Here is a 16,391-nt window from a genome sequence, read left to right as displayed (position 1 = left end):
CATTAAGAAGTAAGCTTTGTTGCTATAGATAATTGAGTGAAAAAAGCACGACATGATATAGATACAGAAAATACCAACTGCCAACTTCCCTGAAAATTTCTTCAATCTATTCATTACGCATAACGATATAGTTCATGAGCCGAAGGTCTCATGTAACGGCTTGTTTTGTCACGACGGAGTGGGGGCTTATCGGCGACTCTGTCCGTGAGTTTTCTTCCTTGCCATCAGGTTACTTAGAAGCCCCCGGCGGTGTGAGGGAAGCATGGCATCCTTACTTGAAGTCTATTGCAGATCTCTTTAAAGCTACGCTTTACGAGTCTTGGCAATTGCCTTCAAGCTATCATAAAATTGGCTATTCTTCCATCATACTCGGAGCTTATCAGCACTTTGGCTTAGGCGTTGATATCACTTACATTTAGCTGAAGTTTTGTCTACCGCAGGGACAAAACAGCGTATTAGCAAGAATTCCGGTTAACATCCTAAGACGTCCCCTCAATATTCGGCAAATTTACGCTTAAATTATTATTAATTTTAGTAACTTACCAGCTTACATGAAGCTTATCAATCCCACTCGTGTTGGATAAAAGCGAGAATTTAGAGTGTCGAGAATGAAACCTTCTCGTTATGTAGCGATTTAGTGAAAATATATCATTATTTTTCAGTTAGATAGATTGTTTGCTAGCTGAAACCGAGAATTTTATGGATTTACATAACGAGAAGCAACATTCGCTTTTTGTGAGAGTTGAATTATAACTGTATATAAACACAGTGTCAGTAAGGTTCAAAAAACAAAGGAGCTGTTATGCCTGCTTCACCATTTTTAGCCTCTGTCCGCACTGAGCTTCGCACGCGGCGTTACAGTATTAAGACAGAAAAAGTGTACTTGTATTGGATAAAGCATTTCATCCTCTTTAATGATAAAAAAACACCATAAATAACAATACCAACAAAGGCTACCAGAGCTTCAATCTGCTATCTATATTCATTTCTTAAGCGGCTAATAATAGCGCCAATAGTGTAGTCTTCATGAGTAAGTGGAGCAGTATCTTTGTCAGGGCTATTTTTTGAGCCCTTTGACTCTGTATATTGATGACCAAATAATACATCGATAATTGGGGCGGTAATAGAGAACAAAAAAGCCAGTCGCTATGACTGGCTTTGATTTCGTCTCTCAACATTAGATTCGACATTAGATTCGCAAGCTATTACTGCTTGATGCCTTCAACCACTAAGTCTAACTTCACGTTGGCTGAGGCTGGGCCTAAGTCCATTTTGATGCCAAAGTCTTTCATGGCAAATTCTGTGCTGCCAATAAAGCCTGCGCGGTAGCCGCCCCATGGATCTTGACCTTCACCCACAGTGTGCGCCTTGATAATCACAGGCTTAGTGACGCCGTTTAGGCTCAAGTCGCCGGTTATCCATAAATCGCCATTGCCTTTATCAGCCACTGAGGTAGAGACAAACTTAGCCTCTGGGAATTTAGTGGTGTTCAAAAAGTCTGCGCCACGTAAATGCTTATCACGCTCAGCATGGTTTGAATCTATGCTGTTGGTGTTGATGTTTACTGCAATTTTAGCATCGCTGGCTTTAGCAGCATCGAAGCTAAACTTACCGTCAAACTCATTGAAGCGGCCCACAACGTAGCTGTAGCCTAAGTGACTTACACTAAATTGAATTGACGCGTGAGCGCCTTGTGTGTCGATGACATAATCTGCAGCGTTCACTGCCGTTGGCAGTAATAAGCTAGCGCCGAGTAAGCTTGCGAGTAAATGTTTTTTCATTTTATTGTCCTTTAATTGCGATTCATATGATGACCGTTCATAGATTTATCAAGAAAGAATTAATCATTCCTGTTTTAACTATTAACTATTAACTATTAACTATTGTGATTTTTCAAACCTAGCATTTTCTTCAAGGTGTTATCTTTATCGATAACATGATGTTTGATCGCCCCTGCGGCATGCACGACCACCAGCCCTATTAGGCTATAGGCGGCATATTCGTGGATAAGCCCTGCGATATCTGCTTGGTTTTCAAATAGCTCGCCAATGGCGGGCACTTCAAACCAATTAAATACCATCACGCCGCGGCCATCTGCAGTTGAAATCAACAGCCCGGCAAACATGATCACCAAAAGCAGAATATATAAACCTAAGTGAGCAATTGAGGCGGCGCGCTTCTCCCAGGCTTTGTGGCTGGGCTCAGCTTCAGGCTGCACGCTGCACACCCGCCAAATCAGTCTACATAAGGTGGCCATTAATAACAGCACCCCGACACTTTTATGGATATCCGGCGCGGTTTTATACCAGCTGCTGTAATAGGTCAGCTCCACCATCCACAGGCCTAAGGCGAATAAGCCAATGACAGCCAAGGCACTCAGCCAGTGTAAAGCTATGGTCACTAGGCCGTATGTTTGGTTTGAATTTCGTAACATTATTCACTCGTTTAAGGCTAAATTTGCTTAGATGAGCATAATAAACCGATTTATAAAATAAAAAATCGCTAAAAATCGCACTTATACTTCTATTTTTTAGAAAGGTATGCCGTTATCAACCAATTTACCCTGCTACTGGCTGACGTTAAAATACCCATCATTATTGATAATCATTCTGATTGGTATAAAAACTAACAGATAAAAAAATACCAGTCACTAGGACTGGTATTGATAAGTGTAATAAAAGATGACTGGTTTAAGCTTAAGTCTTTCTATTAGCTATTTTTTAATGCCGCAATACGTTTCTCAAGCGGTGGATGACTCATCATCATCTCAGCCATTGAACGCTTGCCGTTAATGCCAAAGGCTGACATTTGCGCGGGCATAGCACCAGATTCAGGACCTGCACGTAGACGCTCAAGGGCGGCGATCATTTTAGCTTTACCCGCCAATTTGGCTGCGCCTTCATCGGCTTTAAATTCGCGAATACGTGAGAAATAAGCCACGATAATGGATGCCAAAATACCAAACAGCATATCAAGCACAAACACTACGGCCATATAGGCGAACATGCCTAAACCTTCACCTTCTTCATCATTACTTGAAACGAAGTTATCAATAATGCCGGCAACCACACGGGCGGCGAAGATAACAAAGGTATTCACCACGCCTTGAATTAAGGTCAAGGTTACCATGTCGCCGTTTGCCACGTGGCTCACTTCATGGGCGAGTACGCCTTCGATTTCATCTTGGGTCATGCCATAAAGTAGCCCTGTGCTCACAGCGACTAAGGCATTGTTCTTACTTGGGCCGGTCGCAAAAGCATTCATTTCAGGTGACTGATAGATAGCCACTTCAGGCATAGCAATACCCGCTTGCTTAGCTTGACGGGCAACCGTGTCCACTAACCAGCGCTCGGTATCATCCCTTGGCTGAACGATAACTTCACAGCCCATGGTCTTTTTAGCCATCCACTTAGAAATCGCTAAGCTTATGAATGAACCACCAAAACCAAAGATGGCAGCAAACACTAATAAACCGCCCATGGTAGAGGTATTCACGCCTAAAATAGACATCACAATTGAGGCCACTAGCAAAATTGCTAGGTTAGTCGCAATCAGTAAAAATACACGTTTCATTTACCGCTCCTAGATTGACAAAATATGTCACATTACTTCACTGAAGACATAATATGTCCAACTAAAATAAATTCAAGCCTCCAATGAAAATAAACTTTAAGAAATGGCTAATATTCGCTAATTACTAATAAATGCTACTGCCGAGCAGATCAATATTTGTTAGCATACTCAGTCTTAATCGCCCTCTTTTTCAAGGACAAGCATCACCATGGCCATTAATGCCCTTATGCTCAGCAGTTCTCGCGTTGGCAATACCCCTTATCTTGAGCACGCCATCAAATTTATCAAGCCGTTAAGCCAAAACACCAAAAAATGGCTGTTCATTCCCTATGCTGGAGTCAGCATGGACCATGACGCGTACCTATTAATGGTACAACAAGGGTTAGCGGATTTATCTCTTGAGATAACAAGCATGCATCAGAGTCAAGATCCTAAGCAGGCTATCCGCGATGCGGACGGTATTTTTGTTGGTGGCGGTAATACTTTTCAGCTACTTAATATGCTGTATCAGCATGATGTGATAGAGCTTATCCGTGAACAAGTGCAAGCGGGCAAGCCTTATGTGGGCTGGAGTGCGGGCTCAAACATTACTGGCTTAAGCATTCGCACCACCAATGATATGCCCATCGTCGAGCCGCCCTCTTTTAACGCACTTAACTTACTGCCGTTTCAGCTCAATCCTCATTACAGCAATTACCAAGCGCCGGGCCACAATGGCGAAACTCGCGCCCAACGTTTATTAGAGTTTACGGTTGTGGATCCGCTAACTCCCGTTATTGCCATCCAAGAAGGCACAGCCCTTTGGCGCCAGGGAGATAACTTGCGATTAGTGGGTGATAAAGAAGGCTATTTATTCCATGGCAAGCAGCAAGAAGTACCGATAACCTCAGGCAGCGATTTGTCCGCCTATTTATAAGTGTGTTACACAAGCTATTAGTGGCGCAGGCTTTGGTTGCACAAAAACTGTGCTTCAACAGTAACTTTAAGGCAAAAAAATTCGCTAAGCCCTAATGAAGACACGTATAATCGTGATTTTTACGGCGCTAGTAGCATTTTATTGTCATAGCACTTATATTTAGCGCCAAATTTAGTCAGTCGATTTCCCCTGCCCTAGCTCAGGCTAGCGTACAGAATTTAGCGAGCGCACAAGGCGCACAGAATTGCGTTTCGACGCTCAGAATGTTTAGGAGACAATGTCCATGCCAGGTTTTGAATTATTTGGTCCAGAAGAAAAGCAAGAAGTTGCTGACGTAATGGAACACGGTTTTACCTTCCGTTACAACTTCGACCATATGCGTAATGATCGCTGGAAAACCCGCGACATGGAGCAGCTATTATGTGAAAAAATGGGCGTTAAGCACGCGCATTTATTATCAAGTGGCACTGCGGCACTGCAAACAGCCATGGCCGCTGCTGGTATAGGCGCAGGCGATGAAGTTATCGTACCGCCCTTTACCTTTGTCGCCTCTGTTGAAGCGGTATTTATGGCGGGCGCGATTCCAATTTTCGCTGAAATTGATGAAACCTTATGTTTGTCCCCTGAAGGCATAGAAGCGGCTATCACCCCACGCACTAAAGCGGTTAATTTAGTGCAAATGTGTGGCTCTATGGCGAAAATGGATGAAATCAAAGCTGTGTGTAAAAAACATAACTTGATTATTCTTGAAGATGCCTGCCAAGCCATTGGCGCAAGCTACAAAGGCCAAGCATTAGGGACTATCGGTGATGTAGGTTGTTACTCGTTTGACTCAGTCAAAACCGTCACCTGTGGTGAAGGCGGCGCTGTGGTGACGAACAACACTGAAATCTACAACCACTCGCACATGTTCTCAGATCACGGTCATGATCATGTGGGTAACGATCGCGGCGCAGAAGGTCATCCTATCATGGGTCTGAACTTCCGTATTTCTGAAATGAATGCCGCTGTGGGTTTAGCCCAGTTACGTAAACTTGATACAATCATCGCCATTCAGCGTAAAAACAAGAAGCTTATCAAGGATGCCATGATGCAAATCCCTGAGCTGAGCTTCCGTGAATTGCCCGATCCAGAAGGTGACTCAGCCGGTTTCTTAACCTTTATGATGCCAACTGAAGCCCGTACCTTAGAAATCAACAAAAAGTTAGCTGAAAACAAGGTTGATGGTTGTTTCTATTGGTACATCAACAACTGGCATTACCTTAAAAACTGGAAGCACATCCAAGAGCTTAAAGCCCCTGCTGCGCTGCCAATCATGCTGATCGCCGACCGCCCTGATTACACTCAAATCAAGACGCCAAAATCTGATGCCATCATGAGCCGCACGATTTCTATGCTTATCAAGCTGTCTTGGACAGATGAGCAAATCCTTGAGCGCATCGAGAACATCAAGCGCGCGTTTGCTTAAATAACACTAATGCTTCTGCCACCTAACTAGGTGGCAGTACTTTTTACAGTAATAATCTCAACGGAGAATGTTGTAATGAGTTTTAAAAATTTTAAATGTGTGCCAAAAATGATTTTTGGTCGTGGCTCGTTCGAGCAATTGGACGTGGTATTAGAGCAAGAGCGTACTGACGCCAATGATTTTGTGGTTTTCTTGGTTGACGATGTTCACCAGCACAAACCGTTAGCCGCTCGTGTACCCAGCAAAGCTCATGATTTAGTGATCTATGTTAACGTCGATGACGAGCCAACCACAGTACAAGTTGATGACTTAACCGCGCAAGTGAAAGCCTTTAATACTAAGCTTCCCGTAAGCGTTGTCGGTCTTGGCGGCGGTTCAACCATGGATTTAGCCAAAGCTGTGTCTTTGATGCTAACAAACCCTGGTAGCTCATCTGAGTACCAAGGCTGGGATTTAATCAAAAATCCTGCTGTGCACCACATTGGCATTCCAACGGTTTCAGGCACTGGCGCAGAAGCATCACGCACCGCGGTATTGTGCGGCCCTGTACGTAAACTTGGCTTAAACTCTGATTACACAGTATTTGATCAAATCATCATGGATTCTGAGTTAATCGCAGGCGTGCCAACGGATCAGTGGTTTTACACAGGTATGGATTGCTTCATTCACTGCGTTGAGTCGCTACAAGGCACTTACCTCAATGAATTTGCTAAAGCCTTTGCTGAAAAATCCATGGATTTATGCCGTGAAGTGTATTTAGACAACCACCCAGAAAAAGATGACAAGCTAATGATGGCCTCTTACATGGGCGGCATGAGCATAGCCTACAGCCAAGTAGGCGCCTGTCATGCTGTATCTTATGGCCTAGGTTATGTATTAGGTTATCATCACGGTATCGGCAACTGTTTAGCCTTTGACGTGTTAGAAGAATTCTACCCAGAAGGCGTTGCAGAGTTCCGTAAGATGATGGAAATTCATAACATCACCCTGCCAAAGAACATCTGTAAAGACTTGCCAGATGAAACCATCGCTAAAATGGTTGCCGTAACTAAGAGCATGGGCCCATTATGGGACAATGTGTATGGCAAAGGCTGGGAAGAGAAAGTCACCGACGAAATGCTAACCAAGCTATTCCGCCGTATATAACTGTCTATAATAGCTTGCATAAGCTGGCTATTGAGGGCTCTTTTTGAGCCCTTTTGTTATTGTTACCCACACAAGTAGGTCATATTTGATGAAAGTTACCCTGTTAATCCCGGCCCGTTTCGGTTCAAGTCGTTTTCCGGGCAAGCCGCTCGCCCCGATTAATGGAAAGCCGATGATCCAGCACGTCTATGAGCGTGCATCCTTAGCCAAAGGCCTAGATGCTATTTACGTGGCAACCGATGATGAGCGCATCAAAGATGCCGTAGAATCCTTTGGCGGCAAAGTGGTGATGACAAGCCCAGAAGCAGCATCCGGCACTGACCGCATCAACGATGCCATCGAGCAGTTAGGCTTAAACGATGATGATTTAGTCATAAACCTGCAAGGGGATCAGCCGCTTATCGACCCGATTTCTATCGAACAAATCGTGAGCTTGTTTGAGCGTCACCCAGGTGAGTTTGAAATGGCCACCTTAGGCTTTGAAATTACAGACAAGAGTGAACTTGACGATCCCATGCACGTTAAAATGGTGTTCGATAACGACTTTAATGCTCTGTACTTTTCACGCGCCCGCATTCCTTTTGGTCGTGACACTAACGATTATCCAGTCTACAAGCACTTAGGCGTGTACGCTTACACTAAGCGTTTTGTGAATGCCTTTGCTAAATTGCCTTTAGGCAAACTTGAAGACTTAGAGAAGCTTGAGCAACTGCGCGCCCTAGAATACGGTCACAAAATCAAAATCGCCATCAGCGCCTTTGATTCGCCAGAAGTCGATACTCCCGAAGATATCCGCAAATGTGAACAACGTTTAGCTGTCGACTAATATTAAAAGCAAGAGTATTAGGCATTAGATTTTAACATTAAGTTTGAAACATGAGGGTTAGCTCACCGCTAGCCCCTCTAATTTTTGCGGCGTACCTTACTTAGATTAGCCGCTAATGCGAGCACCCTATGTCATCTATCGAAGCTTGGCTCATCATCATTTTGGTCCTTGGCGTTATCGCCAGTAACATCGCGGTATTAAAATACAGCGCCAAATTTAAGATGCCACAATTTGGCAAGCCAGAAGACAAACCCACCAGTAAAAACAATAGTGATCTTGGCAGCGATAGTGAAAATTTGGATAATGAAACGGCTATCGAAAATAAGGCAACTCATTCACAGCCACAAGCCATAGACACTGATAACCAAGAAGCAAATGACGCTAGCCCATCTGAGAACTCAGATGACGAAGACAGCAAAAAGTCACACCTGCTTTAATGAGATGTGTTTGACGGATTATATTAACAGCGAGGTATGGCGTATTTGTTAACTGTGACATTAAGCTTAATAACCTCAAGCCTGGATAATAAATGCTCATAAAACAACCGCTTGCGCCACTAAATGCGTTGAAGTTAATTAGCCGGTGTTTATCCTGATGTTCATCAGAAAGCTTATTCAGCTAACCCGCCTTGGGTTAGCTTGTTTGGGTCTAGTATTGCTTCGAGGCTAACGCGATCGAGTTCGGTCTCTTCCACTGCCACATCTATGATTGGCCTATGCTCTGAGTAGGCTTTTTTGGCAATCTTAGCGGCATTTTCATAACCTATGATTGGAGTTAGAGCTGTGACCAAAATGGGATTGCAACTTAATGACTGCTTGAGTTTGTCTTCATTCACTATAAAGCCTGAAATGGCCTTATCAGCCAAGGCGATGCTGCCATTACTTAAGAGTTCAATACTTTGAAGCAAGTTGTAGCCTATCACTGGCAACATTACGTTGAGTTCAAAGTTTGCCGACTGACCAGCCATTGTAATTGTAGTGTCATTGCCTATTACCTGAGCGGCAATCATAGCGACGGCTTCTGGGATAACTGGGTTGACTTTGCCTGGCATGATAGAAGAACCCGGCTGCAGCTCAGGCAGGGCGATTTCGCCCAAGCCCGCCAAGGGGCCTGAATTCATCCAGCGCAGATCGTTAGCAATTTTAGTCAAGCTCACGGCGCAGGTTTTCAACTCGCCAGACACACTGACTGCGACATCTTGACTGCCTATGGCGCAAAAAAAATTCTTGCTCGGCACGAAGTTCAGCCCTGATTTTGCACTAAGGATTGTACAAAAAAGCGTAGAGAAATTGACGTGGGCATTGATGCCTGTTCCCACGGCAGTGCCGCCCTGAGCTAAACTCAATAACTGATGTAACCCTTGCTCTAACCTCTGCCTGGATAGTTGAACTTGGCATGCCCAGCCCTGTAAAACTTGAGGCATACTCACAGGCATGGCATCCATTAAGTGAGTGCGACCAGTTTTGACTAGTCCATGCAATGTGACTGCTTTTTGCTCTAGCACCAACGCGAGATGGTCGAGTGCCGGCAGTAATCTCAATGATAGTGCTAAGGCGGCGCTCAGGTGAATGGCTGTGGGGATAACATCATTGCTGCTTTGGCTCATGTTGACATGATCGTTTGCCAATACGCTAAGCCCTGACTGCTTCTGCGCCAATCTGGCAATGACCTCATTGGCATTCATATTAGAACTAGTGCCTGAACCCGTTTGAAACACATCCACAGGAAACTCAGCCTGATGCTGACCCTCGATGATCGCCTGACATGCTGCCACGATCGCATCACAGCGTGGACTGTCTAGGAGTCCAAAAGCTGCGTTAGCCTCGGCCGCAGTCTGCTTAATTAATGCTAATGCTTGGATAAACCCCATTGGCATCACCAATCCACTCAGTTGAAAATTATCAACCGCTCTTTGTGTTTGTGCGCCATAAAGTGCCGTTTTGGGTACCCTAACCTCGCCCATGCTATCTGACTCGACTCTGAACTGACTCATAGACACCACTTCCCTTTCGATTTAACGGCGCTTAAGCCGCAAAGAGGATTATTGATGATGCTAAGTTTAGTCGTTATTCGCTGTCTAGCTTGAGCTGAGCGGGTTGTTGATCATTGGGCCAGGCGTTGATCACCGCTTTAACTAATGATGCCAGTGGGATTGCGAAAAACACCCCCCATACGCCCCACAGACCGCCAAAGACCAGCACTGCTGCAATGATCATCACAGGGTGCAAGTCGACAGCATCTGAAAATAACAAAGGCACCAATACATTACCATCAAGGGCTTGAATTATGCCGTAGCCCAACATTAAATAGCCAAACTCTGAACTGAACCCCCATTGAAAGAAGGCGACTAAGGCAATGGGTAAGGTCACGAGTGTCGCGCCCACATAAGGAATTAATACTGAAAGCCCAGTTAATACCCCAAGTAGCGCGGCGTAACGTAAGTCCATCAGTGCAAAGAGAATGTAACTTGCAACGCCAACCACCACAATTTCGATAACCTTGCCGCGAATGTAATTGAAAATTTGCTGGTGCATCTCAAACCACACTTTTCGAGCGAGATCGCGCTTACTGGGGAAAAATCGTTTGCTGCTGGCAATAAGCTCTTCTTTATCTTTTAAAAAGAAAAATACCAATAACGGCACCAAAATCGCATATACCATCAATACCAGTAAAGAGGCTGAGTAACCCAATAGTTGCCGGCCAAAATCCAACAAATGTTCAGTGTCTAATAATGTTTTAAGCTCAACAATCATAGATTCAATTTGCTTTGGGCTAACAAATTGTGGGTACTGCTGACTATAGATAGTCACTGTTTGTAAGCCTTTATCCAACATACTTGGCAGATCAGTAATAAGGGCAGCGCCTTGTCGCCATAAACTGGGGACTAAGCCAAAGGACATTAGCAGTACCAGACCAATAAATAGGATCAAGACTATGGATGCACCCGTGGTGCGATTAACCCCTATTTTTGCAACTTGAGCCACAGGCCATTCAAGCAAGAACGCCAGTACCAGCGCCACTAAAATAGGTGCAAGCAGCCCTGCTGCAAAATATAGCACCAGTGCCAAGCTAGTTAAAATGAGTACCAAAGTGATGGCGTGAGGATCGCTAAAACGGGCTTTGTACCAATCGGATAAAAATGTCAGCATTAACTACCTACCCTAAAAATGACTCTTCTGAGACTTTTGATAAAATACCTGAAACTACGACAAGTCATGTGCCTATTATTAACGCTAACAAAACCACGAATTTGACACATTTCCATGAAATTCAAGACTGCTAATATAGACTAGCTTTAAGACGAATAACACCCTAGCAAGTAAAAGCTGTGATGCTTATAAGGGTTTTATCCGGTGCGGACAGACCAAACAGCTTACGAACTAGATCCCACAGACAATAATGGTGAGCACCTGTTGATTATCATCGATAATTTCAAAGGGATAAGCAGTTTTTTTTAAATAAGCGGGAACATCTTGGCGAGAACCTGGGTCTGATAGTTGCAGCTGCATTTTATCCCCTACTGCTAACTGCTTTAATTTAAGCTTGGTTTGCACTAAAGGATAAGGACAACGGTATGCGGTTAAATCAATAATTATCATTATGAACTTGCTTTAAGTTAACTAGGGCTATTATCCTAGCTTGGTGGCAAGATCACAAGGACAGCCTTTGGTTTGTATAACTAGAAAGTGTTTTAGCTTAGACACTTATTAGCAATAAGTTGTAACAACCAATGTAAGCACAAATAAAATACTTTTGTTAGTACTGAACACAGTACACTTCTTTGACTCATTTAGCGTAAAAGGCATAGTTTGCGTAATATTAGATTATCTAAGATTTCCACTGGCATGGTTCTCGGGGCTGCCTCAATATTATTCTGTGCGGGCATAGCCAAAAGCTTTGCAAATAACGATCTTCCCGATCTTGGCACAGCAGCGGTAAACACATTAAGTTTAGAAAAAGAAATGATCTTTGGTGATGCCTATATGCGCATCATTCGCTCCTCAGCGCCTATGCTTAACGACCCCGTATTAAACCAATACTTATCAGAACTTGGCAATAAATTGGTGGCTCATGCCACAGGAGTTAAAACGCCGTTTTACTTCTTTCTACTCAACAACGATGAGATCAATGCCTTCGCCTTCTTTGGCGGCCATGTTGGCGTGCACACGGGTCTGTTTCTCAATGCTGATTACGAAAGTGAATTGGCCTCGGTATTAGCCCACGAAGTCACTCACGTCACTCAGCGCCATTTAGCACGATCCTTTGAAGCCCAGCAAAAAGCAACACCGGCAACTATTGGCGCTATGTTAGGGGCAATATTATTAACTATTGCTGCGCCGCAAGTAGGTATTGCAGCCCTAGCCACCACCCAAGCATTAGCCACCCAAGCCAAGATAAACTATACCCGCCTTAATGAAAAAGAAGCTGACCGTATTGGCACCCAAGCATTATTTGATGCAGGTTTTGATCCCAATGGCGCCGCTGATTTTTTTGGCAAAATAGCCCTTCGCTACCGTTTTACCACTAAGCCGCCACAAATGCTGTTGACGCACCCTTTGCCAGAATCTCGCATAACAGAAGCCCGTAACCGTGCGGCTCAATACCCAAAACGTTACATTCCTGACAGCCTTAATTTTCATCTTGCCAAAGCAAGAATTCAGGTACGTTATTCATCCTTTAGCGATGACGTGGCTTTGGCTTTATTTAACAGCCAGTTAAAGAAAAATGATTATACCTTTAAGGCTGCCGCGCTCTACGGTAAGGCCTTAGCTTTATACCGTCTGGAAAAGTTACCAGAGGCCGAAGTCATTATTGATCAGCTGTTAGCTCAAGATAGCCAAAATCTGTTTTATTTAGATGCTAAAACCGATTTATTGATAGAGCGCCAAGCCTTTAGTGATGCCATCAGTTTGCTTGAAATTCAACGTAAACTAAAGCCCAGCTCACAAGTCATTAATGCTAACTTAGCCAATACCTATATTCAGGCCTCTCAAGCCCTGAAGGCTATTCCCTTGCTGGAAGAGCTTATCTTCCTCGATAAGAAGAGCCAACTCCCATACCAATTGCTAGCCGAGGCATATAATAAGTTAGGCAATAAAGCCATGGAGCATTATGCCAATGCCGAATCCATGGCATTACTGGCTAATTATCGCGGTGCTATTGACCAGCTTAATTATGCCTACCGTTATTCAGAAGGACAGAGCCTACAAATTGCCCGTATTGAAGCGCGGATCAGGCAATTTAGAATCGCTGAGCGAGATCTTGAAGAGCTGCAACGTTAATCCTTGTGATTTAACAGCTTAAGCCGAACCTCTAGGGTTCACTTAACTGGCCCTAGTTTGTTACACTTGCGGCTTTAATGTCATTTTCACATTTAAGTTCTACGCTCAACACGCGCAGATAAGTTAACCTAGCTAAAGAGTACCCAATGACTGAAATCAGTATTTATCATAACCCTCGCTGCTCTAAAAGCCGCGAAACCTTGGCGCTACTAGAGGCCCGTGGACTTAACATAAAAGTGGTTGAATATTTAAAACAGCCGCCAACGGCCGATGAAATAACTCACTTGTTAAGCTTGTTGGGACTATCTGCAAGGCAGCTGATGCGCACCAAAGAAACTGAATATAAAGCCCTTGGATTAGACGATGAAAGCTTAACTGAATCGCAACTCATTGACGCTATGGTGACCACGCCTAAGTTGATTGAGCGTCCTATTGTTTTGGCGAATGGTAAAGCGGCTATCGGTCGTCCTCTTGAAAACATCTTGGCGATACTAGAAAAATGATGACATCTCAACGTTTATTTCAACTTAGCCGACTAGGGTACTTGGGCCTTGTCTGTCTGCTTGCAGGCCGTTTTATCACCCAAGGCATTGAAGGTCAGTATTCCTTACTGTTTAGCATGCTGTGGATTATTCCTATTTTACTGCCTATTAGAGGCATTATTAAAGGCCATCCTTATACCTATGCTTGGGCAAGTTTTATCTTGTGCTTGTATATGCTTCATGGATTAACTTTGCTTTATGTAACAGAAACGGCTCAACTTTTTGCTTTAATTGAAGTAGTGCTGATCGGTTTATTACTGTGCAGTTTCCCCTTCTATGCCAGAATTCGTGGTCGTGAACTTGGACTTGGGTTAAAGAAAAAGTCTGTGGTAGAAGCCGAAGAGCGCGCGGCGGTTGAAGCGGCAAAATTAGCAAATAAAAAATAATCAAATAATGGATTAAACGGCTACAAAATTTAATATTTACGAATCGACTAAAAGCAAATGAATTGACTAAAAATAAATAACTTACAAGCTGACCGATTAGGTATTTATCACGCTAAATAGTAAGGTTATTTGAACTGGGGACATTGAATATGGATATACGATATAAGCTCATTACCGTGAGCAGTCTTTTCAGCATGGTACTTCTTAGCGCTTGTGGTGGCGGAGGCTCGGATGCGCCGATTGTCACCCCACCAACTACGCCGCCAACAACTCTGCCTCCCGTCACCAGTTGCAGAGCCAGCAGCCCATTACAAACTGTCGCTACCAGTACAGCTATACGTTTCAGTATTGAGCCTAGCTACCAAGTCGGCCAATCGGCGATGATTATGGCAAGCCTTGCTAATCGCAACTCTGCCGGCGTCACGTTTGATTGGCAACAAACCTCAGGCCCTACCCTAGCCTTGGCCAGCGTAAACAGCCCCATGTTAGCATTTGATCTTACTGATGCTGGCAGTTATGAATTTACTCTCACCACTAAGCTTCATAGCACTAACCAACCACTGGCTACTGCAGCGGTGCAAATTAACGTCGACAGCGCTCAAAGCAATAGACTCAATGCGCGTTTAGATCATCAAGTAGTTGAAAACAATGCTGTTAGCCTAAGGCTTGGGCGTAAAAACAACCAAGCTGTCACTAATATTAGTTGGTGCCAAGCAAGCGGTCCAACGGTAAGCCTTAATCTTGATGATAAAGAAAAACCACTCTTTACCGCCCCAAGCGTTAGCAATGATGAATTGATCCATTTAGTGGTCAGTGGTGATTTTAGCGGCGAAAGCTTGCGAGATGATGTGTACTTACTCACCACCCAAGAAAGCACGATTACTTCAAGTTATTTCGATACTCCAGTCGCACGCACTCACAGCTACACCCAATCAGATTACAGTCAATTACTAGCAAGCTGCGTCTATTCAAACCAATTAACGGAAAGCTGCAATGCGATTACACGTTTACCACTGATAGGACAAGTGGATCCTAATGCAGACCGTGCAACCATAATGGATAGAGTGCTGGTGTCCCATGATTGGATGGGCGAGAACTTTGAAGCGTTTTTGACCCAAATGGACATGAATAGTGATTTTGCTAAATTACTACAGTCTGTCACCGCAATTGTCATCAGCTATGATGTCAGGCCTTCTTTTTATTGGGTAGTGACAGGGGCAATTTATTTAGATCCTGAAAACCTCTGGCTCACGCCAACGCAGCGAGACACCATTAATGAAGCTGCCGATTATCGCAGTGATTTTGGCAAAGATCTTAATTTTTTGATGCCTTGGCGTTACGTGAAAAACAACCAATATGCCAGCAATTCTATTGCAAAAACACAGCGCCAAAATCGCACTATTGCAGACTTAACCCCTAACCTCGCTTCACTCTTGTATCACGAATTAGCCCATGCCAATGACTTTTTTCCTCGTAGTATTCACAGCAGCATCCAAGGCCCGACACTGCAGGATGATTTTACTCGCAGAGACAACGCCAAGGCGCTTATTTCTGATCAATTAAATCTTAATTTTCCGCTAGCGAGTCAACCAATGTATGAGCTGGCCAGGATCAGTTTTAAAGGCGAAACCGCCAGCAGCCTAGCTAAGAGTTATTCGTCAGCAGATGTGGCAAGTTTTTTCAGCGCAGACAAGGCCAATGATTTTTATGCTTACTCTTCCACTCGTGAAGATGCTGCCATGCTATTTGAAGAAGCCATGATGAGCTACCGCTTAGGTATCCGGCGCGATGTTGCTGTGACAGACAAACCCACGAATGCCAGTGCAGACACTATTACTGTCGCCTTTGGCCAACGCGGCCGTATCGCAGATCCAAGCATAAAAAGTCGAGTCAGTTATGTTTTAGATAATATAATGCCAGAGCTCAATAGCCAGACGGTACTTGCAGCCCTACCCGCGGTACAACAGATGGCGCAAGGACAGAGCTGGGCTGCCAACTTAAATTTAACCAGCCCTAGTCAAGCGAAGATCTCTATAAAAAACAGTGCAGGGATGAATGCACCAACGATCAACATACCAAATGTTATGCCATTGCAGTTAAGCGGCGAGCAACACGGTAAAGCTCAGTAATAGTAAGCCCCCCGCTGATGAGAAAACAATCAGACCAGCTGATGCTGGCCTGGTTCTTTTTGTCGGTTCTCTAGCCTATTACAAGTCTTCTTGTACAAAGAAATAACGCAGTAAGTGATACTA

Annotated in this window: 16 protein-coding genes and 1 pseudogene; 11 read left to right on the top strand and 6 right to left on the bottom strand. The window is 44.1% G+C overall.

From position 1 onward, the window contains the following. The first annotated feature begins 134 nt into the window (after positions 1 to 134). Positions 135 to 419 carry a hypothetical protein gene (locus tag H5073_RS15710; RefSeq protein WP_182680513.1) on the top strand — a complete coding sequence of 95 codons (285 nt, stop codon included), beginning with the start codon at positions 135 to 137 and terminating at the stop codon, positions 417 to 419. Positions 420 to 802: 383 nt separating this feature from the next. Then, positions 803 to 931: pseudogene (locus tag H5073_RS15705) on the top strand (phage integrase N-terminal SAM-like domain-containing protein); the annotation flags it as partial. A 274-nt stretch (positions 932 to 1,205) separates the two neighbouring features. Here H5073_RS15705 and H5073_RS15700 read toward each other — a convergent pair. From H5073_RS15700 to htpX, 3 genes are all read right to left on the bottom strand, one after another. Further along, positions 1,206 to 1,781, bottom strand: coding sequence for a YceI family protein (locus tag H5073_RS15700; protein ID WP_182680511.1), 576 nt, complete (start codon positions 1,779 to 1,781; stop codon positions 1,206 to 1,208). 95 nt (positions 1,782 to 1,876) lie between these two features. After that, the gene (locus H5073_RS15695) at positions 1,877 to 2,434 is read right to left on the bottom strand and encodes a cytochrome b (RefSeq protein ID WP_182680510.1); all 558 of its coding nucleotides are present in this window, start codon (positions 2,432 to 2,434) and stop codon (positions 1,877 to 1,879) included. Positions 2,435 to 2,709: 275 nt separating this feature from the next. Beyond that, positions 2,710 to 3,573, bottom strand: coding sequence for a protease HtpX (gene htpX / locus H5073_RS15690; RefSeq protein ID WP_182680509.1), 864 nt, complete (start codon positions 3,571 to 3,573; stop codon positions 2,710 to 2,712). Between the two features lie 208 nt (positions 3,574 to 3,781). Here htpX and pepE point away from each other — a divergent pair, with 208 nt between their 5' ends. The 5 genes from pepE to H5073_RS15665 all read left to right on the top strand — a co-directional run bounded on the left by pepE (position 3,782) and on the right by H5073_RS15665 (position 8,366). After that, positions 3,782 to 4,489, top strand: coding sequence for a dipeptidase PepE (pepE, locus tag H5073_RS15685; protein WP_182680508.1), 708 nt, complete (start codon positions 3,782 to 3,784; stop codon positions 4,487 to 4,489). A gap of 283 nt (positions 4,490 to 4,772) precedes the next feature. Further along, a complete protein-coding gene (gene kdnA, locus H5073_RS15680; RefSeq protein WP_182680507.1) occupies positions 4,773 to 5,957 on the top strand; it encodes an 8-amino-3,8-dideoxy-alpha-D-manno-octulosonate transaminase KdnA in 1,185 nt (394 codons plus the stop codon). 75 nt (positions 5,958 to 6,032) lie between these two features. Then, entirely contained in the window at positions 6,033 to 7,103 is a 1,071-nt protein-coding gene (gene kdnB / locus H5073_RS15675; RefSeq protein ID WP_182680506.1) for a 3-deoxy-alpha-D-manno-octulosonate 8-oxidase KdnB, read from the top strand. Between the two features lie 88 nt (positions 7,104 to 7,191). After that, positions 7,192 to 7,929 (top strand): 8-amino-3,8-dideoxy-manno-octulosonate cytidylyltransferase KdsB, encoded by a 738-nt coding sequence (gene kdsB, locus H5073_RS15670; RefSeq protein ID WP_182680505.1) that lies wholly within the window; start codon positions 7,192 to 7,194, stop codon positions 7,927 to 7,929. 128 nt (positions 7,930 to 8,057) lie between these two features. After that, positions 8,058 to 8,366: a DUF2897 family protein gene (locus tag H5073_RS15665; RefSeq protein WP_182680504.1), complete on the top strand. Its 309-nt coding sequence runs from the start codon at positions 8,058 to 8,060 to the stop codon at positions 8,364 to 8,366. Positions 8,367 to 8,539: 173 nt separating this feature from the next. On the opposite strand, the gene H5073_RS15660 is transcribed toward H5073_RS15665, so the two are convergent. The 3 genes from H5073_RS15660 to H5073_RS15650 all read right to left on the bottom strand — a co-directional run bounded on the left by H5073_RS15660 (position 8,540) and on the right by H5073_RS15650 (position 11,528). Next, positions 8,540 to 9,922 (bottom strand): lyase family protein, encoded by a 1,383-nt coding sequence (locus tag H5073_RS15660; RefSeq protein WP_182680503.1) that lies wholly within the window; start codon positions 9,920 to 9,922, stop codon positions 8,540 to 8,542. A gap of 73 nt (positions 9,923 to 9,995) precedes the next feature. Beyond that, positions 9,996 to 11,078: an AI-2E family transporter gene (locus tag H5073_RS15655; RefSeq protein WP_182680502.1), complete on the bottom strand. Its 1,083-nt coding sequence runs from the start codon at positions 11,076 to 11,078 to the stop codon at positions 9,996 to 9,998. Positions 11,079 to 11,309: 231 nt separating this feature from the next. Further along, on the bottom strand, positions 11,310 to 11,528 hold the full coding sequence (locus tag H5073_RS15650) for a sulfurtransferase TusA family protein (RefSeq protein WP_182680501.1): 219 nt from the start codon (positions 11,526 to 11,528) through the stop codon (positions 11,310 to 11,312). Positions 11,529 to 11,738: 210 nt separating this feature from the next. Here H5073_RS15650 and H5073_RS15645 point away from each other — a divergent pair, with 210 nt between their 5' ends. The 4 genes from H5073_RS15645 to H5073_RS15630 all read left to right on the top strand — a co-directional run bounded on the left by H5073_RS15645 (position 11,739) and on the right by H5073_RS15630 (position 16,268). Next, positions 11,739 to 13,211 carry a M48 family metalloprotease gene (locus H5073_RS15645; protein ID WP_404948407.1) on the top strand — a complete coding sequence of 491 codons (1,473 nt, stop codon included), beginning with the start codon at positions 11,739 to 11,741 and terminating at the stop codon, positions 13,209 to 13,211. A 146-nt stretch (positions 13,212 to 13,357) separates the two neighbouring features. After that, positions 13,358 to 13,714 carry an arsenate reductase (glutaredoxin) gene (gene arsC / locus H5073_RS15640; protein ID WP_182680500.1) on the top strand — a complete coding sequence of 119 codons (357 nt, stop codon included), beginning with the start codon at positions 13,358 to 13,360 and terminating at the stop codon, positions 13,712 to 13,714. Then, positions 13,714 to 14,139, top strand: a complete 426-nt coding sequence (locus tag H5073_RS15635) for a DUF2069 domain-containing protein (protein WP_182680514.1) — start codon at positions 13,714 to 13,716, stop codon at positions 14,137 to 14,139. The genes arsC and H5073_RS15635 overlap by 1 nt, the downstream gene beginning before the upstream one ends. 149 nt (positions 14,140 to 14,288) lie before the next feature. Then, positions 14,289 to 16,268, top strand: a complete 1,980-nt coding sequence (locus tag H5073_RS15630; protein ID WP_182680499.1) for a hypothetical protein — start codon at positions 14,289 to 14,291, stop codon at positions 16,266 to 16,268. Positions 16,269 to 16,391: the final 123 nt, after the last annotated feature.

Source organism: Shewanella sp. SR44-3 (assembly GCF_014163735.1).
In the GTDB taxonomy this organism is placed as follows: domain Bacteria; phylum Pseudomonadota; class Gammaproteobacteria; order Enterobacterales; family Shewanellaceae; genus Shewanella.
This window is presented reverse-complemented; position numbering and strand designations above follow the sequence as displayed.